The organism is Oryzibacillus soli (assembly GCF_051594765.1).
Taxonomy (GTDB): Bacteria; Bacillota; Bacilli; order Paenibacillales; family NBRC-103111; genus Paenibacillus_AR.
The window spans coordinates 194,357-216,329 of record NZ_JBPPGJ010000011.1 but is presented as its reverse complement, the minus strand read 5'-3'; the positions used below and the strand labels follow the sequence as shown (position 1 = coordinate 216,329).

The 21,973-nt window shown below is 61.7% G+C and carries 19 protein-coding genes; 10 read left to right on the top strand and 9 right to left on the bottom strand.

Annotated elements, in window-relative coordinates; genetic code table 11:
• The first annotated feature begins 3 nt into the window (after window positions 1-3).
• Window positions 4-900, top strand: a complete 897-nt coding sequence (locus ACSEXW_RS16815) for a carbohydrate ABC transporter permease (protein ID WP_438447328.1) — start codon at window positions 4-6, stop codon at window positions 898-900.
• Between the two features lie 12 nt (window positions 901-912).
• Window positions 913-2,175: a CehA/McbA family metallohydrolase gene (locus ACSEXW_RS16810; RefSeq protein ID WP_438447327.1), complete on the top strand. Its 1,263-nt coding sequence runs from the start codon at window positions 913-915 to the stop codon at window positions 2,173-2,175.
• A gap of 73 nt (window positions 2,176-2,248) precedes the next feature.
• Here the strand turns inward: ACSEXW_RS16810 and ACSEXW_RS16805 are convergent, their stop codons facing one another.
• Window positions 2,249-4,660, bottom strand: coding sequence for a helix-turn-helix domain-containing protein (locus ACSEXW_RS16805; RefSeq protein WP_438447326.1), 2,412 nt, complete (start codon window positions 4,658-4,660; stop codon window positions 2,249-2,251).
• Between the two features lie 91 nt (window positions 4,661-4,751).
• Between ACSEXW_RS16805 and ACSEXW_RS16800 the strand changes: the two genes are divergently transcribed.
• Window positions 4,752-4,910 carry a hypothetical protein gene (locus ACSEXW_RS16800; protein ID WP_438447325.1) on the top strand — a complete coding sequence of 53 codons (159 nt, stop codon included), beginning with the start codon at window positions 4,752-4,754 and terminating at the stop codon, window positions 4,908-4,910.
• A 58-nt stretch (window positions 4,911-4,968) separates the two neighbouring features.
• Here ACSEXW_RS16800 and ACSEXW_RS16795 read toward each other — a convergent pair whose 3' ends face one another.
• Window positions 4,969-5,715 (bottom strand): CGNR zinc finger domain-containing protein, encoded by a 747-nt coding sequence (locus ACSEXW_RS16795; RefSeq protein ID WP_438447324.1) that lies wholly within the window; start codon window positions 5,713-5,715, stop codon window positions 4,969-4,971.
• An 82-nt stretch (window positions 5,716-5,797) separates the two neighbouring features.
• Between ACSEXW_RS16795 and ACSEXW_RS16790 the strand changes: the two genes are divergently transcribed.
• Both ACSEXW_RS16790 and ACSEXW_RS16785 read left to right on the top strand, forming a co-directional pair.
• Entirely contained in the window at window positions 5,798-6,271 is a 474-nt protein-coding gene (locus tag ACSEXW_RS16790) for a DinB family protein (RefSeq protein WP_438447323.1), read from the top strand.
• A 131-nt stretch (window positions 6,272-6,402) separates the two neighbouring features.
• On the top strand, window positions 6,403-6,531 hold the full coding sequence (locus tag ACSEXW_RS16785) for a DUF6254 family protein (protein WP_438447322.1): 129 nt from the start codon (window positions 6,403-6,405) through the stop codon (window positions 6,529-6,531).
• A 193-nt stretch (window positions 6,532-6,724) separates the two neighbouring features.
• Here the strand turns inward: ACSEXW_RS16785 and ACSEXW_RS16780 are convergent, their stop codons facing one another.
• Window positions 6,725-7,225, bottom strand: a complete 501-nt coding sequence (locus ACSEXW_RS16780) for a DinB family protein (RefSeq protein WP_438447321.1) — start codon at window positions 7,223-7,225, stop codon at window positions 6,725-6,727.
• Window positions 7,226-7,386: 161 nt separating this feature from the next.
• On the bottom strand, window positions 7,387-7,851 hold the full coding sequence (locus tag ACSEXW_RS16775) for a CcdC protein domain-containing protein (protein ID WP_438447320.1): 465 nt from the start codon (window positions 7,849-7,851) through the stop codon (window positions 7,387-7,389).
• Between the two features lie 220 nt (window positions 7,852-8,071).
• Here ACSEXW_RS16775 and ACSEXW_RS16770 point away from each other — a divergent pair, with 220 nt between their 5' ends.
• On the top strand, window positions 8,072-8,236 hold the full coding sequence (locus ACSEXW_RS16770) for an aspartyl-phosphate phosphatase Spo0E family protein (RefSeq protein WP_438447319.1): 165 nt from the start codon (window positions 8,072-8,074) through the stop codon (window positions 8,234-8,236).
• A 231-nt stretch (window positions 8,237-8,467) separates the two neighbouring features.
• Entirely contained in the window at window positions 8,468-9,415 is a 948-nt protein-coding gene (locus ACSEXW_RS16765) for a radical SAM protein (RefSeq protein WP_438447318.1), read from the top strand.
• A 23-nt stretch (window positions 9,416-9,438) separates the two neighbouring features.
• Here the strand turns inward: ACSEXW_RS16765 and ACSEXW_RS16760 are convergent, their stop codons facing one another.
• Both ACSEXW_RS16760 and ACSEXW_RS16755 read right to left on the bottom strand, forming a co-directional pair.
• On the bottom strand, window positions 9,439-10,287 hold the full coding sequence (locus tag ACSEXW_RS16760; RefSeq protein WP_438447317.1) for a coiled-coil domain-containing protein: 849 nt from the start codon (window positions 10,285-10,287) through the stop codon (window positions 9,439-9,441).
• Between the two features lie 153 nt (window positions 10,288-10,440).
• Window positions 10,441-14,142 carry a glycoside hydrolase family 44 protein gene (locus ACSEXW_RS16755; protein ID WP_438447316.1) on the bottom strand — a complete coding sequence of 1,234 codons (3,702 nt, stop codon included), beginning with the start codon at window positions 14,140-14,142 and terminating at the stop codon, window positions 10,441-10,443.
• A 291-nt stretch (window positions 14,143-14,433) separates the two neighbouring features.
• Here ACSEXW_RS16755 and ACSEXW_RS16750 point away from each other — a divergent pair, with 291 nt between their 5' ends.
• From ACSEXW_RS16750 to ACSEXW_RS16740, 3 genes are all read left to right on the top strand, one after another.
• Window positions 14,434-15,018 carry a hypothetical protein gene (locus tag ACSEXW_RS16750; RefSeq protein WP_438447315.1) on the top strand — a complete coding sequence of 195 codons (585 nt, stop codon included), beginning with the start codon at window positions 14,434-14,436 and terminating at the stop codon, window positions 15,016-15,018.
• Between the two features lie 74 nt (window positions 15,019-15,092).
• Complete coding sequence (locus tag ACSEXW_RS16745) at window positions 15,093-17,084, top strand: MASE4 domain-containing protein (RefSeq protein ID WP_438447314.1); 1,992 nt, start codon at window positions 15,093-15,095, stop codon at window positions 17,082-17,084.
• A gap of 141 nt (window positions 17,085-17,225) precedes the next feature.
• Complete coding sequence (locus ACSEXW_RS16740) at window positions 17,226-18,434, top strand: MFS transporter (RefSeq protein WP_438447313.1); 1,209 nt, start codon at window positions 17,226-17,228, stop codon at window positions 18,432-18,434.
• A gap of 13 nt (window positions 18,435-18,447) precedes the next feature.
• On the opposite strand, the gene ACSEXW_RS16735 is transcribed toward ACSEXW_RS16740, so the two are convergent.
• From ACSEXW_RS16735 to ACSEXW_RS16725, 3 genes are all read right to left on the bottom strand, one after another.
• Window positions 18,448-19,203 carry a hypothetical protein gene (locus ACSEXW_RS16735; RefSeq protein WP_438447312.1) on the bottom strand — a complete coding sequence of 252 codons (756 nt, stop codon included), beginning with the start codon at window positions 19,201-19,203 and terminating at the stop codon, window positions 18,448-18,450.
• A 14-nt stretch (window positions 19,204-19,217) separates the two neighbouring features.
• Window positions 19,218-19,670, bottom strand: coding sequence for a DUF2269 family protein (locus ACSEXW_RS16730; protein ID WP_438447311.1), 453 nt, complete (start codon window positions 19,668-19,670; stop codon window positions 19,218-19,220).
• 182 nt (window positions 19,671-19,852) lie between these two features.
• A complete protein-coding gene (locus ACSEXW_RS16725) occupies window positions 19,853-21,922 on the bottom strand; it encodes a helix-turn-helix domain-containing protein (protein WP_438447310.1) in 2,070 nt (689 codons plus the stop codon).
• Between the last annotated feature and the right edge of the window lie 51 nt (window positions 21,923-21,973).

Sequence of the window (21,973 nt, the reverse complement as noted above, 5' to 3'; positions counted from 1 at the left end):
ACCATGCCGAATTCAAGATCGTCTCTCCTACAGAGCCTCCGGACCGCCAAGCCCGCTGTCCCCGGAATGCTGTTCGACATGGCCAATGTGCTGTTCCTGCTGCTGCTCTTATCGACGATGGTCATCCCGTTATGGAATACGGTGGCGGTGTCCTTTTCCACGAGCTTCGATTCGATGGAGCCCCGGATCATTCTATGGCCCAAGGAGTTCAGCGTGGAGGGATATGTGACGGTGTGGAACCGGATCAAGCTGTGGCAGCCGTTCTGGAACAATACCATCGTGACGGTAGCGGGGACCGCGGGGCATGTCCTCCTGTGCGCCATGGCCGGTTACGTCCTGATCCAAAAGGAGCTTCCGGGCCGGAGCTTCATGGTAACGTTCCTCTTGGTCACCATGATGGTACCCTTCGAAACCATCATGATCCCGGTGTATGTGGTGAACAAGGAACTGGGCCTCTTGAACAGCCTCTGGGCCATTATCATCAACGGGATGGTATCGGGGTTCAGCGTGCTCCTGATGAGGAACTACTTCTTGTCGGTGCCGATAGAGATGGCCGAATCGTCCCGTCTGGACGGAGCGGGAGAGCTTCGGATTTTCCTGACCCTCTATCTGCCCTTGGCGTCTGCGGGGCTTGCTACGGTGACGCTGTTCGAATTTGTGGGCAAGTGGAATCACTTTAACTCTGCCGTGCTGTTCTTGAGCGATTCCTCCAAATTCACCCTGCAGATCGCGTTGAAGTCGCTGATCATCGAGACCTCTTCCACCTCCAGCAACTATCTCATTACGAACAATGTCCGGATGGCCGGCATTGTCCTTGCGCTATTACCGCTTCTGGCCGTGTATCCGTTCATGCAGCGCTTTTTCGTTCAGGGCATCATGGTGGGAGCCACCAAGGAGTAGGAGGGAGACATCGTGCTGCTAAGGATGACCCGGGACATCCGTCCCGATGAGCAAGGCTTCTATCTGGAGGTTCCGTTCCAGGTGCCGGAGGGCGTAGCGTCCATCGCGGTCCGTTACGAGGTGGAGGGGGAGAACAGCGTCATGGACCTGGGGATCCGGGACATGGACAAGGTGCGGGGCTGGAGCGGAGGGGCTCGGAAGAGCTTCGAGCTGGGACGGGAGCAGGCGACGCCGGGCTACCGTGCCGGTTTCATCCCGGCGGGAGAGTGGGCGGTTCTGCTGGGGGCCTACAAGGTCGGGGTGGAAGGCTGCAGGGTGCAGCTGTCGGTGGAGCTTCGGATGGAGGAAGCGCGGTGGCTCTGCGGGGAGCTTCATGCCCATACGGACCACAGCGACGGGGCCTTCAGCCTGGAGGAGGCCATTCGGCTGGCGAAGTCGGCGGGATTGGATTTCCTGGCCTTAACCGACCACAATACCGTGAGTCAAAATCTGTCGCGTCCCCGCTCGGACGCCGGATTGGTACTGATCCCCGCCATGGAGCTGACGACGAACGCGGGACACTGCAACCTCTACGGGGTGGAGGAGCCGGTTGATGATTTCCGTGCCGTTACCCCGGAGCAGCTGGCAGAGCGGATCCGGTCGGCCAAGGAGCGCGGGGCTTACGTATCCTTGAACCATCCGCATTGCGGCAGCTGCGGCTGGCATTGGGGCTTTGGCGTGAGCCACGACTGGGTGGAGATCTGGAACGGCCCATGGCGGGAGGATAACAGGCGAACCTTGGAGTGGTGGCAACGGGAGCTGGCAGGAGGCCGCAAGCTCCCCGCTGTGGGCGGCAGCGACTTTCACCGGGAGCATCCCCATATCCGGCACGGCATGCCCTGCAGCTGGGTGCGGGCCATGAGCCGCTCCGCCGCAGGGATTCTGGAGGCGGTGAACCGGGGGCATGTCACGGTCAGCTATGCCCCGGACGGTCCTAGGCTGGAGCTTACGGCCGGGGAGTATCTCCTGGGGGACACGGTTCCCGCCGAACAAGCCGACGGTCTGACCCTGATGCTCCAGGCGGACAAGGGGCTGAAGCCGGGGGACCGGATCCGGCTCCTGAGCGACCGGGGGACGGAGGCGGAGTGGGAGGCGGACGGCGGTCCGGGTGGATTCCGGGCCGCGATACCTATGGAGTCCCGCCTGTTCTACCGGGCGGAGCTGTGGAGACGCTGGGAAGGGATGGGGGAAGAGGAGCTTTTGGCTGCGGTCACCAACCCGATCTATATCCGATAACGAACGAACCCGCCTCTCCTTCCGGATGGGCGGGTTCGTTCCGTATAGGGGCCTTACGCATGTGGCCGAAGGATCAATCGGGGGTCGGCTTCCCGTTCTGCTTCTTGTATTCACCCGGGGTGATCCCCTCGGTCTTGCGGAAGGAGCGGATGAAGTTCTGCGAGTTGTTGTAGCGCAGCCGTTCGGAGATCTCCTTCACCGACAGCTCCGTCTCCGTCAGCCAGTGTTTGGCCATCTGATGCCGGTATTGGGCGAGATAAGCCCCGAAGGGCATATTCATCTCCTTGCGGAACAGCGTGTTCAGGTAGTTGGCATTGTAATGGAGCTGTTCGGCGCAGGAGTCGATGGACAGGTCCGTCTCGAACTGCTCCTCGATCATCTGCACCATATGCTGGGCCAGCTGCTGGTGCCGGGATTCCGTCCGGTCCCGGATATGGGCGACCAGGGGCTGCACCATGGTGGAATCGAACCAGAACCGGGCCTCCTCCGGGGACTTCAGCCGGAACAGCTGGTCGAACCAGGACTGCTCCAGGTCGCCGGTCTGCTCCGACTTGATGCCGAAGCTCTGCATCAGGCCCAGCAGGTCGATCAGGAGACGGATCAGCACGAAGGGCTGAACGGCGCCCTGGTTCTGGTTCTGTCCAGCTGCCTGACCGTGCCCCTGGCTCCATCCGTCGAAGGCACTGCCTACGATGGCGTCCAACTGCCGGCTCACCGTTTCGCGGTCCCCCTGCTTGATGGCCTCGAAGAGCCGGGTCTCCAGCTCTTGCGGGAACGCCACGTGCAGGCCGTGGTCCTCGCCCAGATCGCTGAAGTAATGGACCTCCTCGTCCTGGTCGCGGATACCGTAGTGGAGCGCCTCCATACCTTCCTCAAAAGCGCGGGGGGCCAGACTCCACTCCCGGAACGGGTTGCTGACGCCGATGCGGACCGGCAGGTTCAAGTAATCGTTGGCCGCTGCGACGATCTGCCGGGCGATGCCGTTCATCTCGTTCGTGAAGGTCTCCGTCTCTTCGCTGTCCGCGAAGATCAGAGTGACCTGGGCTTGTCCGATCAGGATCGGATAGAGCCGTTTGTGCGGTGGGATCAGCTCCCCGACGATATTATTGACGGCGAACATGAGGAGATCGCGGTCTTTTTCCTCGTAGCGGGTATGGTCGAGGCTCTTGATCTGCAGCGCCAGCACGGCAAAAGGTCCTCCTGCCGGCAGCTGCGGCAGCCCGAAGGCCTCCAGGTGCCGCAGAATCTCGGCCTCCTTCAGATGCCCCTGGAACAGGCGCACCATGAAGAGGATGCGGGATTGCTCCACATGTCCGTGAAGTTTGCTCTCCAGCTCCGACTTGGTGTAGATCAGGCGGCTCAGCTGCTCGCCGATGTACCGGAGCTCGCCGACGCGTTGCTGGCCGGGCTTGTCGTTGGTTTCCTTGGCCACCAGCTGGTACAGGTTCAGGATGGGCAGGAACAGGCGCTTGGAGCCGCTCCAGGAGATGAAGAGGAACAGCGCCAGGAGAATCAGGCAGATATAGATCGTGAACCAGCCGATCTCCCTGGAGGGGCGGGTCAGCTCGCCCAGGGTGACGACCGACAGGTAGACCCAGTTGTTATACTCGGATCTGCTGTAGGTGATGCTGTAGTCGGTCCGGTCCAGCGACCATTGCAGCTGTCCGGAGGGAGAGCGCTCGATCTCACGGGTTACCGCTTCCCGGATGCCGCTCATCTGCCCGGCGGTCAGATTCCCCTCCGAGGCGATGATCTGCTGCTTCTCATCCAGAACAGCCACGAATTCCGACTGACGGTCCAGGGCGAACAGCTTCTCCAGGTTGCAGGACGGTATGGTGACATCATACAGGCCCGTCTGCTCGTAAGCGGAAACCGGCAGCTTGCGGATATAGTGGACGGTGGATTCACAGCCGTTCGGATTCACGGCGGTAGAGGAGCCGGAAGCGGCACCGGTCCCGGTTCCGCCGGATGGGGCGGGGACCACTCTCCACTCGCTGGTCCGGGCGTTCTCGGCCAGTTGGATGAAGGGGGCGGCACCGGCCCAATCGCTCAACCGGTTCATGCCGGTGTTATTGATGATCCAGTTGCCCTCTTTGCTGAACAGGGTAATGTCCGTGATGCCGCTGTCCAGGGTCTGCAGGTGGTTCAGCTCTTCCTTCATCATGTTATAGAGGTCGAATTGGAAGGGGGAGAGCGGCTCGTAGTACCCGGCCTTCAAGGTATTGGAGCGGAGAAAGTGGGTCGAAGAGCGTTCGACGGTCACGAGCAGCTGCTCGATGCTGGACTGAAGCTGCTTGACGTTCAAAACCTTCTCCCGGCTGACACTCTCCAGCACGATGCCGGAGGACTTGAAGTACGAGAAGCTGCCCAGGATCAGGACGGGCACGGCGGCTATGGCGAAGCAGAAGAGAGCAAATTTGGGATGGTCGTTGAACAGAAACTTGCTCTTCAGACGGGACAAGATGCTGGCGCGGGGAACTGCCATGGGACCTGCGGCCTCCCAACCTAAGATTGTTCCCCCATCATATCATAAGTAGGAAGGGCATAGTATGTCCGGAGGTAAAAGAAGTGCAAGATTGAACAGCCCTCAACCTAACTTCTGGAAAAAGGGGAATATTCATGCGCTGGACGGTATGATCAACCCGGTCCCGAAGTCGCGGATGCTGGTTCCGGAAGCTGCGGCTATTGGAGGGCTCGGGAGCAAGCCCCTGGAGGAAGGGCTCCGGATGGAGTGACTGAAGAGGGGACTCTGGATGGAGTCCCCGGGGAAGACTCTGCATCAAGTCCTTCGACTCAGGAGGATTCCCCTGCCTCATGGGCTTTCTTGGCATAGTGACGGCGCTGCTTGGCCCGGTTGCCGCAGTCAGACATGCTGCACCAGCGGCGCTTGCGGTTGCGGGTCTCGTCGAGGAAGAGCCAGCCGCAGCCTTCACCGCCGCACATCCGGACCGGCGGCGGCTCCGGGGCGGTCAGGAGCTCAGCGGCGGACACAGCGACGGCGGCCAGGATACGTTGCGCCCAAGCGGCGAGGCGCAACGCCGGACCGGCTGCAGCGGCTGCTCCCGCTGGTCCTGGGCGGCGCGACTCCTGGCCGGCAGCGTCCGCCAGAGGCGCCCACGCCCAGCGGTAAGCGGGGCCGGCTGTCGCGTCAGCATCCGCCGCCGCCGAAGCCGGCACCAGCCGCCGCAGGGCTGCGGCCTCGGCCAGCCGGCGATTCAACGCCGCGGTGTCGGCGGGCGCCGCAGGCCGGCCCTCGGAGCGGGCCAGCAGGATGCGGAACAGCGTCTCGCGGAACGCTGCAGCCTCTGTGCAGGCCATCTCGGCCGCCTCCGATCGCTGCGCCGCTTCCGCCAGAGCGGCTTCCGCCTCTTCATCGCTTAACACCCCTGTCTGCCAGGCCCAGCCGATAAGGCGGACAGGGGTGCCCATCAGCTCGTAGGTGACGTCCCGCAGACGCCAGCCTACCGTATTGCAGAAGTCTAGGCATAAAGCGCCGCCGACCCGAATGTAAATTTTATCCTGAAGTGCGTCCAGACTCATTGCGTGCAGGCTCCTTAGTATGCTAATCTATAACCATCATAACACCACAAAGATGGTTATAACAAGAGGGGGCCGATTCCGAATGAGCGGAGCACCGTTAGCAGATCAGATGAGCATGATTTATGAGGGCAATGATTGGCATGCCTCCCTTCGGGACCTTCTCAGGAGCGTCACCGAGGAGCAGGCGGCGTGGAAGCCGGCCCAAGGTGGTCACACCATCTATGAGGTGCTGGCCCACCTGGCATACAGCGCAACGGAGGTGGCCTCGCGACTGCGCGGCGGTCAGCCGGCCTGGAATGAGGCGGCCAGTTGGGTACAGACTCCGGCCGGGCTTACAGCCGGGGACTGGGAGGCCGCCATTACCCGCTACGAGGAGGCGCGTCAAGCGTTGGCTTCGGCCATTGCAGCCATGACCCCGGAGCAGTTGTCGGCCAGCCGGGGGGAGGGCCGGGGTACCTTCGGCGCCATGGCCCAGCAGGTGGTTCATCATGAGGCGTTCCATGCCGGACAGATTGCCCTCCTGCGCAGATTGCAGCAGCAGCCGCCTCTGATGTGATCGCCCGGAACCGGATTGTTCGGGCTGTCTCGGAAGAGACAGGAACCTTCTCCTGCCGTGTATGAATCCATGGAATAATCAGCAAGCTAAGCGAGTAGTATCCATGACGCAATCCAGAGGAGTCCATCCGAATGAGCCAGCAGAAGCGCAGAAGAGAAGCTGCGTGGAAGTCACGCAAACAGGAACAGCATCCCCATGGTGAAATCAAGTCGTTGAAGGAACTCTCCAACGAATATGATGCGGAGCATACTACCAAGTAATGTTGCGGGTAGACTGCCGGATGCGGCAGTCTATTCGTAACTCCAACTCCCGACTTCCACTCCAAGCCAGACCAGAAGCCTTCAACCCGTGCCAGGCGGTGTTGGAGTCATCCGGTCTGGCTGTGCTGCCTCATTTTGCTGTCCGGTTGATCAGATCATATGCCTCGCCTCGTCTTGCTTGCTGGATGCTGTATCAGGTGAAGAGTCCGCCTAAACGATCATCGGCAGGAGGCGGATAGCCCAGATGTTTCGCCATGGATACGATTTGACCTTTGTGGTGAAATTCGTGCGTCTCAACATGAGTTAAGAGCAGCAAGGGAGTAGGGGCTTTGGGGTAGCCCTGCCATTCTTCACCTTGTTCGATCGGTTCAAACCAGCGATCACAATAGTGGTTCAAGAACCGTTGCACGATTTCGTCGACTTCCCTAAATCTGTCTTGGACATTCTTCACATCTGCGCATTCCACCTCGTATATCGAAGGTTCCCTATGTTCGTTTACCGTGTGGAAGGCGAAAGATTCCAGCCAGAACCGATAAGAATCGGTAACGTGAATATGGGTCCTGATGATGGTTCCGTTCCCAAAATGGGGGACGGGTTGATGTAATTTGGGAGAGGGGATCTCCTCCAAAAACGCAAACAAGCTGTTTCTTGCAGATCTGATCCAATCGTATTGCTGCTGCAAGATATCTAGCATCTCACATCTCTCCCTTGACCTCGGATTACATGCACACTCTTATCCTAACACGAGGCAAATGGCCCTGTTTCTTATCGATTGCCATCTCGGACCGCAAGACAAAAGAAGCCGGACACGGAACCCCGAGTCCGGCTTCTTGCCGTGAAGCTCTATAAGCCCCATTACGCGCGGGCCGCTGCAACTTTACGGAATTTCACGTAGGAGGCAATCCGCCAGGGCAGGATGTAGCCGAAGGCGACGGTCATGAACAATGCGGCTTTCGTCTGGGGGTCCAATCCATCCAGCTCGCTGCGGAGGATAAAGCGGATAACCAGCACGGCGGCGAAGGCGACCAGGAACCAGACGCTGGGCTTGGCGTATACGTGGCCGTTCGCGCGGATTTCGTAGCCGGTGGTGAAGATCAGAGGCAGAGAGAGGAGGCCGCCGAGCGCCAGGGCCGCCGTCCACATCCAAGCCGGGGAATGGACCTCGGGGTTGCCGATCAGCATCAAGCCCGGCGTCATAAAGATGATCGGCAGCAGGATCCGCAAGCCGCTGCCCCGGATCGGGCGGTATGTGGTTCGAACATAACGAAGGAGCACCAAGGCTGCCACTGCAATCACAATCGAGTACAAGTTTCCGTTCATCGTTTCATTCCTCCTGAAGGATGGTCCGTTTTCTTGTCTCTATCTTACGAAAGCAGCGGGTCACCCTGGTAGTGACCTTCGTCATTGGGGCGGTATTCTTAAGTCACCAGAGCGGATTGGCTCCATCTCCTGCAACTTCATAGGAATCTTTCAAATTCCTAATACTTCCCAAACATGTTTTGGATATAGTAGGACTATAAGGTCGCGAGGGGGGATCCGCATGAACCGGAATCATGAGAATATTGAATTCTTGAAGCGCCAGCTGATCCAGGTGGCCGAGAAACACTTCATGAACCTCCTTCACCCGGAGGTTGTGGCTTGCAGCCAACTGCTGGACCTGTACATCGTGAACGCCATGAAGGCCCAATACCGGGAAGTATCCTAGAGCCGACACCGGAAATTAGACTCCTTACCGCTCCATAACCACTACGATCCTAACCTTGGTCCGGCCCTGAGCCGGGCGAAGGTTTTTTATTTGTGCGCCCCCAGCTCGGGATTCTCCTGCCGACAATAAGATTGCTTGTGCCAAATCTCATACCGCGGAACGGGCGGAATCGGTATAATCTCAGGGTCTTGCACCTTCGTACAATCACGTCAATTCGGGAGGAACCTGTCCATGTCCTACAAAGCTTTGGAGCGGAGCAAGCCGGAGATCTACGAGCTGGAAGGGCTCGAGGTCGGCGTGACCTCCAATTGCAATTTCAAGTGTGAATACTGCTGCGCGTACCGGCGCAACGACGGGCAATCCCTGTCCGGCGCGGAGATCATCCGGGTGCTGGAGGAGCTGCCCTCGCTGAAGCGGGTCCGGCTGTCCGGCGGCGAGGTGACCCTGAAGTTCGAGGACTGCCTCCAGGTGGTGGACTACTGCTCGAAGCGCGGGCTCTCCACCCAGCTGAATACCAACGCCACCCTGCTGAATGCGGACCGGATCCGCCACCTGCGGGATGCCGGAGTATCGAACATCCACATCTCCTACAACTTTACCAAGGCGGAGGAGTTCGCCGCCTACTACGGTCTGCCTGCCGCTCTCTACGGAACCATTCTGGAGAATATCCGCCTGTGCGTGGAAGCCGGGATCGATACGGTCCTCGAGACGCTGCTCTTCCGGGAGACCCAGTACCGCATGAAGGAGATCAGCGAGAGCGTCTACGCCCTCGGCGTGAGGACACACGAGATACAGAACAGCATCGTGATGGATCACACCGGCTGGAACGCCATCTCCGCCCGGGAGGATCTGAAGAAGGCCATGACTGAGCTCTTGGCCGCCAAGCGGGAGGACACGACCCTGTTCCTGACCTGCATGGACCGCTTTGCGGAGCAGCTGGGGCTGCCGGAGCTGCCCGGCGTCTTCTTCTCCCACTGTGTAGACGGCAAGAAGCAGCTTCACCTCCACGGCAACGGAGATATCCTGATCTGTGAACTGTGCCACCCGGTGGTCATCGGCAACATCTACCAAGGGACCTCCTTGAAGGACATCTATACCCATAAGCCGGCTGCGTTGGCGGATTTCCTGGAGAAGCTGCCCTGCCCCGCGCTGGATGCACTGTTCCCGGAAGGCGTGTAGCGGCGGCATAGAACGGGAAGCAATTAGTCGGCGGTCACCCAGGATTCGATCTGCTTCAGCATGGCTTGCAGCTTCTGCTCATGGTCGTAGACGGCCGTCTTCTGGTCCACCAGCTTGGCGGAATAGGTGGCCAAGGAGGATGCAGCGGCGAGGGTCCGGCCGGCGTCGCCCTTCTTGGCGGCAGACGAGAGGACGGAGAGCCCGGAGGTGATCTGCTTGCCGGTCTGAACCGAAGCGCTCTTGGCAGACTGGATGCGGACCTTGAGCTTGTCCGCTTCCACCAGCTTCGCGCGCAGCTCCTTGCTCTTCTTGGTCCGGTCCGCTTTGGCGTCGGAGAGCTGCTCCTTCTTCCCGTCCCGGGACTGCCGGGCGATCACAACGGCGGCCTTGACCGTATCCAGCTGGAACGAAAGGGCGCTGTTCAGCTCCTTGTTCTTCAGCTTCTTGGCGGCAGCCGCCTGCTTGCTCAAGGAGCCCTGCAGGTTATAGAGCTGCTTGTAGCGGGCTTCGACCTCCTCCGCCTCCTTCTGAAGGCCGGCCAGCTTGGCGGCGTGGATCACCTTGCCCTTCTCTTGGATGGAGAGCAGAAGCTCCGCATTGGCGGTATGAATGGCGGCAATGTCACCGTCCAGCTGCCGGTCCTGCTCCCGCAGGCTCTGCAGGCGCTCATCCTGAGCGCGAAGCTCTCCCGCCACCGAGGCGGAAGCGCCGGTTACGGCCTTATCGTAGGCCGTCCGCAGAGCGGGGCTGAATTCCGCCGCGGACGCGGCCCACGCCGAAGCCGGAAGCATCAGTACGGGCAGTAGGATGGCTGCGGCCATCCAGCATACAAGCACCTTGCTCGGCAAACGGTTCCAGATCAAGCTCATCATATGGATCCTCTCCCTTAACGTAAATGTGGATCGGCGAACGAAAAAAAGCACCCGTAAGAAAAGGCCGTGAGGCCTTTCTTACGGGTGCTTCCCGTTGCGATCATATGTTCGTGAACTCATCATACATCGGGAATGGGATCCCGTCAAGAGGATTTAGGGGAGAACCACAAGCGTGGCGGAGCGGGGGGGAAGCTTCAGGCTCAGCTGTCCGTTGGCATCGCTCCGAGCGGCGCCGGCTGCGGACAGGCGGGAGTTGGCATTAAACCGGTAGAGAGCGGCTTCAGAGCCGTTCTCACCCGTGGCCACATGAGCCTCGCGGGACACGGTGTCCTTATTGAACAGCAGCACGTAGAGCTTGCCGTCGGTGCCGTCGATGGCGTAGGCGCCTACCGCGTCCCTGTTGGAGGTGGATGCTTTGACGCTGGTGCCCTCGATCTTGGAGCCTTGGCCGTCATAGTTCAAGTACAGCTTGAAGGCATCCTCCAGTGGAGAATTGGCGGGCAGCGTGCCGAAGCGGGTGGCCAGGTCCACGCCCTCCCGGCCGAAGATGGCCAGCGCCTCCGCCTGGGCCAGGCCGGCGGTGATGCCGTCGCCGTTGCCGAAGTTGTATTCGGAGATGGCCAGCTTCATGTCGGGCAGGGTGTCCGCGATCATCTCCTTCATGCGGGGAATGAGACGGATCGGCTCCTGGATCCAGGAGTCATCCACGAAGTTCGGATCATACAGCGCCTTCAGCGCCTGGAACCGGCGTTTGGCGGCGTACGGACCTTCCTCGAAGGACGGAACGGACTGCTCCTGGGAATAGTAGTGAACGTCCAGGTAGTCGACCAGGCGGACGCCGGTCTCCTGCTGATGGGCCTTGACCTGCTCCAGGTACCACTGCAGGAACGGGGTGTTGCCGTGGGCGGAGCGGTCCGGCCCTTCGGCGCAGTTGTCGGCGGACGAATAGAAGTAGGCGCACCATCCCCAGGAGGTGGGGCCGAAGATCTGGGCGTCCGGATCCTTTTGCTTGATGGCGGAGCCGTACTTCTCGGTAAAGCCCCAGATCTCGTCGTAGGTCGGAGCCTGCGGATGGACGTCGCGGTGGGTCACATGCCAGATCTCGGGTTCATTGTCCAGCGCGTAATAGTTCACCTTGTCGCCCGTGCGTCCGGCGATATGGTCCATCCACCGGGTGACGAAATCGGGGCCGATAGGCTTGGAGGTATCCCTAGGATCATTGCCCGTCATCCATTCGCCGTTCGGCAGCACGCCGTTGCCGGCATCGGGAAGCTCATAGGCGTATTCCTGCTGCGCTCCGTACTTGGCCCGGGAGAAGCCGTAGGAGAGGGTCCGGTCCTTCGGCGTCCAGCCGATGGTGGGAACGGTCAGCAGCACCTTGCCGTTGCGGGCGATGGTGTCGTCGATGAAACGGTCGGAGGTGGAGCCGTTCGGCAGCTGCTCCGGGTGCTCGTTGTCATAAGGATAATTGATGAAGTACCAATCGGAGGCACGGTTGGCCACGTCCAGCTCCCAGTTGTACCGGGTGGTGTTGTTGCCGCCCCAGCGCTGAACCGGGAATTCCAGGGTGGATTCGGTCGGGTGGTTGTCGTCGAAATTGATGCCGTAAATATCGGGATTGATGGCTCGGCGGTTGGCGCCGGTGTCGACGTTCACCTCCACGCCCGGAAGCTCGGGCTCCGGCAGCTGTCCCGGGTTGTTGTTGCGGAGGAACGAGATCTCGTCGATGTACACCGCTCCCTGGTCTCGGTCCGTGCCGGCCTGGAAGATCATCCCGTCAAAATCCCCCTCCGACAGCTCCATGTCGGCCATATTGACCCGCACGCGGGTCCATTGCCCTGCGGGGAGCCCGCTCTCGGGCAGATAGCGCTGCAGATCCACATTGCCGATATTCGTGTCGCCGTCATAGAGATGGACGAGCAGCTGCTGGGCGCCGGCGGAGCCGCCGTGGATCCAGAACTCCAGCCCGTAATACTCTTCGATCTTGCGGACGGTATCGGAATCCAGCCATACGCCGTCCCAGCCGTCCGGCTCGAACTTGATGGAGAGGCTTCCTTCATGGGCCTGCTCACGGTTGGCCAGATCCTTGTCATGCCAGCTCAGATCCCGGAAGCCGCCGGCCAGCCCATCCCGGTAGACCGGCTCCGCCGTAACGGAGGCCACCTGTACGAAAGCCGTCGCCGTCAGACCCTTGTACCCGGCGTCGATGCGGGCGATGCCTTCGGCCAAAGCCGTCAGGCCGCCGTCCGGGGAGAGCCTGATCAGATCCGGCCGGTCCGTGGTCCATGCCGCCTTGCCGGAAACGTCCGCCGTGTCGCCGGTGCTCAGGAATGCCTCGGCCTTCAGCTGCTGCGCTTCGCCCGGCAGTAGAAGGAGCCCGTGCTTATCCATGCGAAGCTCCAGAATGCGTGCGGACTCGACCGATTTCTTGATCATGGCCAAGTCGTCGAGGTAGACCGGAGGCTGCATCCCGTCGACGGCTCCTGCGATCATCAAACCGTCGAACAGGCCGCCCGGCAGCTCCAGCTCCGCCAGCGCCAGCTCCACGGCGCTCCACTCGCCGGCCTTCAGGCCGCCGTCGCCGCCTGCTGCGAGAGCATCCAGATCCAGCGTCTTCACCGGCTGTCCGCCGGCCGTGAAGACCAGCTTCAGCTGCTGTCCGCCTGCTTCGCCGCCGTTCACCCACAGGCGCAGCTTCTCGTACTCCCGCGCGGTCAGCGGGCTCCCGCTGTACAGATACAGCGCCTTATCCCCGTCGGGGGTCAGGCGGATGGAGGCTGCGCCCGTATGGACGGTGCCGACCTCGGAGAGGGTGTGGTCCGCCCAGCTGTAATCGGCGATATGGGAGCCCAGAGCCTCGTCATACAGGTAGAAGCCGTTCACCGGCTCGATCGGCAGACCCGGAGCCGGAGCCGTGACGGTCACCGGCAGGGAGGCGCTGAAGCCGCCGTAGACTGCGCGGATGACGGTGCTGCCTGCGGCCATGCCCTGCACCAGCCCGCCCTGTACCCGGGCCACCGTCTCGTCATCGGAGCTCCAGGCTGCCAGGTCCGCCGGTATCGGCGCGCTCGTGCCGTTGGAGGTGACGGTGTGCAGGCTCACGCCTTTGTTGGTGCCGGTCTTCAGAGCCAAGCTCCTCTCTGCAAAAGCGATCCCCGTCACCGGATTTTGTCCGGGAGAAGGCGTGCCGCCTCCCGGGGAGGAGGTGGGGGTGGGTGAAGGCGTCTGGGAGGAGGTCGGTGTAGGTGTAGGTGTGGGCGACTGCGTAGGTGTAGGGGTGGGGGTAGGGGAACCGCCGGATCCGGGGACGAACACCATATCATCGAGGTAGACATCGGCCTGATCGCCTTCTCCCCAGATCCAGATGCCGTCGATAATCCCGTTCACGCCCAGCTGGCGGAGCGGGACCGAGCGGTGGGACCAGGAGCCTCCTAGGATCCGGTCAGATGGGCCGGCGCCGATCATGGTTTCTCCCACAGGCTCGCCGCCCAGGGAGAACACCAGCTTCAGCTTCTGTCCGCCGGAAGCACCGCCGTGCACCCAGAAGTCCAGGCTTTGATAGTCGTCGGCATTCATGATGCGGTCCTTGTAGAAGTACAAGGCGGTGTCTCCGTCGGGATTCAGACGGACGGCGGAGGTGCCGCTGTGCACCGTCCCGCTCTGGGCCAGGTCCATGTCGGCCCAGCCGTAGTTGACGAATTCGGGTGACAGTCCGTCCGCATAGACTGCGAGCGGCTGCACCGTTTCCCCGTAAGCTTCCTTAGGCGGTACGGCCCAGAGGCCGGCGGCCAGGACGAACGACATGGACAGAGCCCATGTTGAACGGAAGGAAGGGCGCACGGATGACGATCTCATGTTTCATCTCTCCTTTTGGTCCAGGTCTATTGGGATAAGGCGCCATTTTGACGTCTTTCCCCCATGATAAGATCCGTGAACCGGGTCGGCTAGTGACGGGCTGTCATGATTCGAGTCATATTTGGTCATGTGGATATGACTGGGAATACCGGCAGGTCATGTCTGGCAAAATCTTGAAAGTGTGGTGCACCACACTGAAATGATTCTAAATAATCAGCTAGAATGACCATCATATGAACGGTTCGGCATAACCGGAAATGACGAATGCAAGATGGGGAGATGATTCAGGTGATGAAGCAAGCGAAAGAAATGGTGCTGCAGTTCCCGGTTCAGGCGCTGCGGCAGATGATGGGAGCCGGAGTGAAGCTCAGGCTGGATGCAGGTTCTATACGGCTGGTGCTGGATCCCATTGGAATGGAGGGGACGGCCATATGGCCGGAGGATACGGAGATCCGGCTGGCGGTGTCTAGGCCGGAGGGGGGTCCTGCCGTCGAGGCTTGGACAGCCGTCCGGCAGGGCGGAGGCGTAACCCTCGGGTCGGAAGCCATACGGGTGGATATGGAAGCCATTGTCTGCGGCAGGACCTTCCCACTCGGGCTGTCGGACGGCCAGGCGCTGACCGTAGAATTCGGAGGTCCGGACGGGGAACCGGAGGGTTGGGAGCTGTACCGCTACGAGGCCGAGCAGGACGTCTGGGGCCGCATGGAGGGCCGGGTGAGCAGTGGCGGCGTGCGGGCTTATGGCATCCCCGGCAGCGGCATTTATGCGGCGATGGGCCGCGCCGATGACATCGGAGACCCGTTGGTCTCTGCTGCGGACGATCGGATCGGCTGGCTCACGGAGGAACCTGCGGATACCCGTTGCGTGATCCGCTAAGAACGGCTATCCTTGATGGTATAATGCCGGAATTCCCTTCCGCAGGACGGGTACCGCCAAGGAGAATCCACCCTATGACACCACAGATAACCGTTCCGTCTGCAGAAGAGATGCGGATGCCGGTCCATATCCATAACCGAACTCCTTCCAAGCGGGAGCGACTGGCGGCGTGGGGCATTGCGGCGGCCGTCTTGGCTGCCGCAGCGGCGACCCTCCCTGCCGGGAAGCATCTCCTGCCGACGGTCCCGGCCTTCCTGCCCATGTTCATCGCCGTAATCATGGTCCTGGATCTGTGCACCGTCTTCCTGCTGCTGAGCGAGTTTCAGGTCAGCCGGCGGTTTCCGCAGGTGATTCTGGCCGGAGCTTATCTGTACGCCGCTTTGATCACGGTTCCGCATATCCTGACGTTTCCCGGAGTGTTCTCCGACACCGGACTGCTGGGAGCCGGAAGCCAGTCGGCGGTCTGGCTGTGGGTATTCTGGCACGGGGGCTTTCCGCTCCTCCTGCTGGGCTACGTCCTGGCGGAGCGTTATGCGGGGAGAAGCGTTTCGCCCCGGAGCGCGGCCAGGCTCATGTGGCTCGTTCCCCTGGGCGCAGTCGCTTGCGTTGCCGCAGCGGCGCTGGCCGCGATCTGGGGCAATGACGTTCTCCCGACCATCATTCAGAAGGGCAATTACCGGATCCTGATCACCTCCGGCGTCGGACCCGTCGTATGGGCCATCAATTTGGCCGCCTGTCTGGCCCTTCTGCTGCAGCTGAAGGGAAGATCCGTCCTGACGCTGTGGCTGACCGCAGCGTCGTTTGCCTTTTTCATGGACGTAACCTTGACGCTGTTCTCGGGTACCCGGTACAGTGCGGGCTGGTATATGGCGAGGCTGCTCAGCGTGGTCTCCGCCGGGCTGGTGATGAGCAAGATGCTGCTGGAATTAAAGGCGCTGTATTACCGGAGCCAACAGCTCTACGAAGACCACAGGCGGAAGTCCGACCGGCTGGCCGCCCTGAATCATAAGATGAGGCAGGACCAGGAGCATATCCACAGCTTGCTGGAATCCACGCGCGAAGGCATGATGATGTGCGATGCCGAAGGCACCATCCTGTTCGTCAATTCCCGCTGCGAGGCCATCGTCGGGGAGAGTGCCCGGGTCGGGCAGCACTTCCGGGAATGGTTCCGGAAGCTGGAGCCCCGGCTGGTACAGGCGGAGCGGCTTCTGGCGTCGCTGGACCGTCTCTGGAGCGGCGAGGCACAGGAGATTCACGAGCGGGCGGCGCTAGCGGCCGGTGGCGAGAACCGCCATCTGGAATTTTATGCCGTACAGGTGGGGGAGCTGAACGAGGTCGCCTGGGGGGACCGGCTCATTGTCATCACCGACCGGACCCAAGAGGAGGAGATGAACGAGCGCAAGATCGAGTTCGTCAGCATCGTCTCCCATGAGCTGCGGACGCCGCTTACCAGCATCCGGGGGTTCGTGGAGCTGCTGCTGAGCCGTGAGGTGGCCCCCGACAAGGGGAGGAAGTACCTGGGGACCGTATTGAAGGAGGCCTCCAGGCTGTCCGATCTGCTGGACGACTTCCTGGATCTTCAGCGGATGGAGGCGGGCAAGCAGGAGTACCGGTTTGAGGAGCTGGAGCTGAAGGAGCACGTGGCGGAGACTCTCCAGCAGTGGAGCGGCCGGCAGCCGCAGGAGCTTCGGCTCTCCCTGCCGGCGGAGAGCTGCCCGGTGCGGGCCGATGCGGACCGTCTCCGCCAGGTGCTGCACAACCTCATCAGCAATGCGGTGAAGTACTCGCCCGGAGCAGACCGCATCGACCTGCGGGTCCGGCTGTCCTCCGGCGAGGCGGTGGTGGAGGTTCAGGACTACGGACTGGGCATACCGGACGAGGCCAAGCCCTATATGTTCACTAAGTTCTACCGCGTGGATAACACCGACCGACGCAAAATCGGCGGCACCGGCCTGGGTCTGGCCATCATCAAGGATATCGTCGAAGCGCACGGCGGCCGGGTCGGCTTCGAGTCGGTGTACGGGCGGGGCACCACCTTCTCGTTCACCCTGCCGCTGCAGGCGTAGGCTAAGGCCGCATCCCTAACCGGATGCGGCCTTTATGCATGCGCGGTCCGGTCCCTTGCCGTGGGTCCGCCCCCCAATTAACCGCCGTACAATTCCGGCGTCCCCCATGGTATAATGGGACGGTTGAAGGAGAGATTCTACATGTCCCAAGATCCGTTGGAAACCATGGACCGCCGGCTGCTGTCGGTGATTCTTTTTGTGTGCATCATAGCGGGGACGGCCCAAGGGCTGCTGCTGCCGCTCTTATCGTATCTGCAGGAGCTCCGGGGCGTATCCCCTTCCATGAACGGGCTGAATTCCGCCGCTCTGTACGTGGGGATGATGGGGACGTCTCTGTTCGTGGGAAGGCCCATCCGGCGGTTCGGCTACAAGCCGGTCATTCTGGCCGGCGGGTGGACCGTCACCGTCATGCTGGCGCTGTACCCGCTGGGCAGCTCCATGATCTACTGGCTGCTGCTGCGCCTGCTGACGGGAGTCGGGATCACGTCCCTGCACTTCGCCTCGCAGCTGTGGATCATGTCGGCGACGCCTGCACGGCTGCGGGGCCGCTACATCTCCATGTACGGCATGGCATACGGCGTGGGCTTCGGCATCGGTCCGCTGGGCGTCAGCCTGCTGCGGTTCGACACGGCGCTGCCCTTCGCCGCCGCCTCGCTTCTGTTCGCCGCCGCCATGGCGGTGATCGCCCGGGCCGGCAACGACCGGCCGGCTCCGCCGGAGCAGGAGGCGAAGCAGGGAGGGCGGTTCCTCCGCACCCTCCGGCTGGCTCTCTTGGCCCTGGTCCCGAACGCGCTCTACGCCTTCATGGAATCCATGCTGACGGCGAGCTTCCCCATTTTCGGGCAGCGGACCGGGCTGGAGGCCGATTGGGTGGGAATCATCCTGTTCGCCTTCGTCTTCGGCAGTCTGGTCCTGCAGATTCCGCTGGGCGTCTGGGGCGACCGCATCGGCCGCAAAAAGGTGCTCATGGCCGTCATGTCCTTGGGCGCTCTGTTATTCGCGCTGATGCCGGCGGCGGCCGGGCATCCCGTCCTGCTGCTCAGCCTCTTCGCCGCCGCCGGAGCGGTGGTCGGCTCCATCTCCTCCCTCGGCATGAGCTACGGAGTGGATCTCCTGCCCAAGTCCCTTCTGCCGACGCTGAGCGTCCTGTCCTCGCTGACCTTCGGCATGGCCTCCATCGCCGGCCCCAATATCGGGGGCTCGGTCATCCAATACGTCTCGCCGTCCGGCATGTTCTACGTGCTGGCCGCCGCCCTGCTTGGATATGTCCTGCTGGCTGCGGTCTACCGCCCGGCGGATGCCCTGCAAGCTGCGAACCCCCGCCAAGCACCCGGAATTCCGGGGCCCTGACGGGGGCTCTTTTTTAATGGATGGCCTGCTGCTCCTCATCGGAGATGAAATACAGGTGGATGTCGTAATGGGGAATCTCCATGCCGGGGTGGCCCTTGGGCTGGAACTCGATATCGGTCTGGACGACGGAGGGCATAGGCACCTGCTTCATGCCCGCCAGATTCACGTGATTCTTGCCGTCGATGAAGTCCTTCTGGTCGATCATGTACTCGAGGAAGACGAGCTTGCCCTTGTAGACGCCGTAGATGGGGCCGGTCGGCATGTCGCCGGCTTGGGGGTTGGCCCAGTGCTCGCCCATCTTCGGGACCGGAATCTGATCCAACTGGATGGAGCCCTTGGGCAGGTAGAGAACGTACGCCTCCGATGCCGCTTCGTCCCAGGTGACGCTCTGGGCGCCGATGGCCTTGGCCAAGTCGCGGACCCAGGCTGTTAGGACGCCGCCGGTACGCTCCAAGTCTGCAAGCAGCACGCCTCCGACGGCCGCCGTCCGGCCGCCGTCTCCGAACTCGGCTTCGACTCCAGCGATGGCCGCGAAGGCTTGCACGGACACGTAGGTTTTCCCATCCGTGTTCACGTGATTGGCCGGGGATTGGACGGGCACCCCGTTGATCAGGACAGTCAGCGGCCCGTCCGCGTTCTTAACAGGGGCCGGTACGGCGGCAGAAGGGGCTGCCGGTTGGGCTTGCGCGCCCTCCGTGCCGTGGGCCAGGGCGGTCCCGCCTCCCAGGAGGGAGAGGGCTAATGCAAGGGTGGTGATTGATCTGCGCATGGTATCGGTCTCCTCTACATCGGTTTATAGAACATCAGCATAAAAAGGGTGGCTCCCATCACGGTGGTCAGCCAATATAGCGAGTTGGTCCGCGCCACCAGAGCGGATTGCTCGGAGGGCAGCGCCTGGCTGTCCGCCAGCTTCGTCTCGCGGACCCAGCCGATCAGCTGCTTCACCTTGGGAGCGGCGAGGCCGACGGCCACGATCTGAATCAGGACATAGAGCGCCAGGCTTGCGGTGATCCACAGCTGCTTGAAGGACCAGTCGGAGACGATGACCAGCACGATGCCCGTCAGGACGGCCAGGCTGCCTCCGATTTTGGGGAACAGCTCCAGCTTTTGGGCGAAGCCGAGAGAATGCCGAAGCTGGCCGACATTTTGCTGCCTCCGGAAGATGGTATGGATGAAGAAGGTCGGCCCGACCCCCAGGACGGCGGCCATGGCATGAAGAAGAACCAGGAAAGACATAGCGTTTCACCTCGATACGGGATTAATAACATTTCTTATGTTAGCACGAGTACAATGAACGCTATATTATCCGAAGGTAGAAGAAAAGGCGAAAAGCGCCGGTATACTCCCGCTAAAAATCAAACACGCGCAGCCCGGATATTCCCGCAGCGGCGCGTGTCTTCGTGCTCCAGTACGGTTCGTCAGATCCGCTTCTGGAGCTTATGGATCAGCTGGGTCCGGCTCTTCACCTCCAGCTTGCGAAAGATGGCCGTCAGATGCTTCTTAACCGTCACCTCTTCAATATACAGCTCGTTCGCAATCTCCTGGTTGGTCTTGCCCTCGGCCGTCAGCCGGACCACGCATCGCTCCCGTTCGGTTAAGAGCGGCTGCTCCGGCTCGGGCGCAGTCTCCCGGGCTGCCATCCCCCCCGGCTGGAGGCCGAAGGAAGCCAGCATCCGGTTCAGATACTGGTGCAGCTTGGCGCCCCGGGTGTCGAGCACGAACAGAGGCGTGGGCGTGACGCCGTCGTAGTCGGTATGGAGGATGTCCTTCGTCTCCTCGCAGCCCAACCGGACATGGATCGATTGGAAAAAAGGATTCGCCGGCGGGGCCGCCACGATGAAGCCGGCGGACAGCATTAGGGACATGAAGGTGAGACCGGCGGCCGTCCGCATGGAATGGTCCGCGAAATTCGGGATGTCGATGGTCTTGACGAAGTATCCGAAGCGGGAGTCCGGAGCGACCCGCATCTCCTTCAGCTGGGACTCGTTCAACCGGCCAAAATAGCAGGCGGACAGAGGCTCGGTCCGCAGGTAGTCCAAGGTCCGGCCGTTGATGGGGATGATGGCCGACAAGCCGATGACCGATCCCTGGGGGCCGCGGATCAGACGGACAATGCCGGGGTCCAGGGCGTAGAGCTCCTCCAAGTGGACGTGGCGGAGCGTCAGCAGGCTCTCCCTGCGCTTGATGTAATATTCCGTCCGTTCTCCGGTATCCGGATGGTAGAAGACCAGGTGGGCGTCCTGTGCCGTTTCGTGGCGCATCCGGATGTACGCCTCCGCCTCGGACCAGTTGGCTGGCGAGAGAGGCTCGGAATGGATGGGGGAGAACCGCTGGTAGAAGAACTCCCGGATCAGATGGTCGCCCACGTAGTAGAACCACTCGCTGCACTCCCAAGAGATGGGGCGCTTCCGGGCGGATAGCTCCATGATCCGGTTGTAGGTAAAGAGCACGCACCGGCTCCACAGCTCTCCGAAGCGGGATGGCGCACGAGCCCGGAGCTCGCTGCAGACGGCGTCCCGCATCAGGTCATGGAGGAGCCAGCCCCGATCCACCCGGCGGATGAAGGACAGCCCCGTCAGCCGGCGGAACAGATCCGTAGGCACCTCCCGGTCCAGCACGAAGGCAAGCAGCTCCTGGTTGAAGTGCCCCAGCACGGCGGTGGCCTCCACCAGCTCCCGCAGACCTGCGTCGGGAACCTCCTTCAGCCAGGTGCGGACCACGTGATCGAACACCTCGTCGCGGTCGGAACAGCTATAGGAGCCGTAGCCGGGCAGGCTGCACCAGGATTCGGTCAGGGTGGTGGCGGCGAAGAGGGAGAGAGTTAGGGGATGGCCCTTGGTCTTGAGCCAGATCTGGTGGACAGCCTCATCACTCTGGATGCCGGCATGCAGGAGGTAATCGCGGACACTGAAGTAGTCCAGGTCCGACAGGGGAAGCCTTATGATGGCTCTTCTCCAGCCGGGGGAGGACAGCCATGCGGATTGAAGAGGATAGCGACCGGAGACGATGAGGAAGATGTCCGGATGGAGTCCAGGCAGGAATTCGTCACGGAGCCAGCCCTCCAGCTCGCCCATCTCCTCGAAGGTGTCCAGGGCGAGGATGGTTTTGCCGCGGGCCGCAGCCTCCGAGAAGAGACGCTGGCAGCGGATGGCCAGCCGGGGAAGCGGCTCGGCCGGATCATCGGCTTCCGGCTGGGCGAGCCGGAGCAGGTGCAGGCAGAATTCCTGGGGCTTCGGCGGGAAGTCCCGGCTGTTCAGCAGATAGAAGGCGCCGCCGGCTAGACGGGTAAGCCGGCGGAATTCGTCCAGCAGATGGCTCTTGCCGACGCCGCCGGTGCCGTATACGTTCAAGAGGCGGCGGCCGGCTCCCGGACCCGACTGAAGCTGCTCCCGGAATAGTGCCAGCTCCCGGTCCCGGCCAACGGTGCGCTCCCGTCCCTTGTGGTCCTCGCCGCCCTCCGGCGGCATGATTTCCGTCATTCCGTCCATTCATGTCCTCCTATGCCCAGGTTAATCCGGTAGGTTCTCTCTCTTATGTCA

Coding starts and splice junctions, on each gene's coding strand:
- ACSEXW_RS16815 (WP_438447328.1), top strand. CDS start 4: ATGCCGAATTCAAGATCGTCTCTCCTACAGAGCCTCCGGACCGCCAAG.
- ACSEXW_RS16805 (WP_438447326.1), bottom strand. CDS start 4,660: ATGGCAGTTCCCCGCGCCAGCATCTTGTCCCGTCTGAAGAGCAAGTTT.
- ACSEXW_RS16795 (WP_438447324.1), bottom strand. CDS start 5,715: ATGAGTCTGGACGCACTTCAGGATAAAATTTACATTCGGGTCGGCGGC.
- ACSEXW_RS16790 (WP_438447323.1), top strand. CDS start 5,798: ATGAGCGGAGCACCGTTAGCAGATCAGATGAGCATGATTTATGAGGGC.
- ACSEXW_RS16785 (WP_438447322.1), top strand. CDS start 6,403: ATGAGCCAGCAGAAGCGCAGAAGAGAAGCTGCGTGGAAGTCACGCAAA.
- ACSEXW_RS16780 (WP_438447321.1), bottom strand. CDS start 7,225: ATGCTAGATATCTTGCAGCAGCAATACGATTGGATCAGATCTGCAAGA.
- ACSEXW_RS16775 (WP_438447320.1), bottom strand. CDS start 7,851: ATGAACGGAAACTTGTACTCGATTGTGATTGCAGTGGCAGCCTTGGTG.
- ACSEXW_RS16770 (WP_438447319.1), top strand. CDS start 8,072: ATGAACCGGAATCATGAGAATATTGAATTCTTGAAGCGCCAGCTGATC.
- ACSEXW_RS16765 (WP_438447318.1), top strand. CDS start 8,468: ATGTCCTACAAAGCTTTGGAGCGGAGCAAGCCGGAGATCTACGAGCTG.
- ACSEXW_RS16760 (WP_438447317.1), bottom strand. CDS start 10,287: ATGATGAGCTTGATCTGGAACCGTTTGCCGAGCAAGGTGCTTGTATGC.
- ACSEXW_RS16755 (WP_438447316.1), bottom strand. CDS start 14,142: ATGAGATCGTCATCCGTGCGCCCTTCCTTCCGTTCAACATGGGCTCTG.
- ACSEXW_RS16750 (WP_438447315.1), top strand. CDS start 14,434: ATGAAGCAAGCGAAAGAAATGGTGCTGCAGTTCCCGGTTCAGGCGCTG.
- ACSEXW_RS16745 (WP_438447314.1), top strand. CDS start 15,093: ATGACACCACAGATAACCGTTCCGTCTGCAGAAGAGATGCGGATGCCG.
- ACSEXW_RS16740 (WP_438447313.1), top strand. CDS start 17,226: ATGTCCCAAGATCCGTTGGAAACCATGGACCGCCGGCTGCTGTCGGTG.
- ACSEXW_RS16735 (WP_438447312.1), bottom strand. CDS start 19,203: ATGCGCAGATCAATCACCACCCTTGCATTAGCCCTCTCCCTCCTGGGA.
- ACSEXW_RS16730 (WP_438447311.1), bottom strand. CDS start 19,670: ATGTCTTTCCTGGTTCTTCTTCATGCCATGGCCGCCGTCCTGGGGGTC.
- ACSEXW_RS16725 (WP_438447310.1), bottom strand. CDS start 21,922: ATGGACGGAATGACGGAAATCATGCCGCCGGAGGGCGGCGAGGACCAC.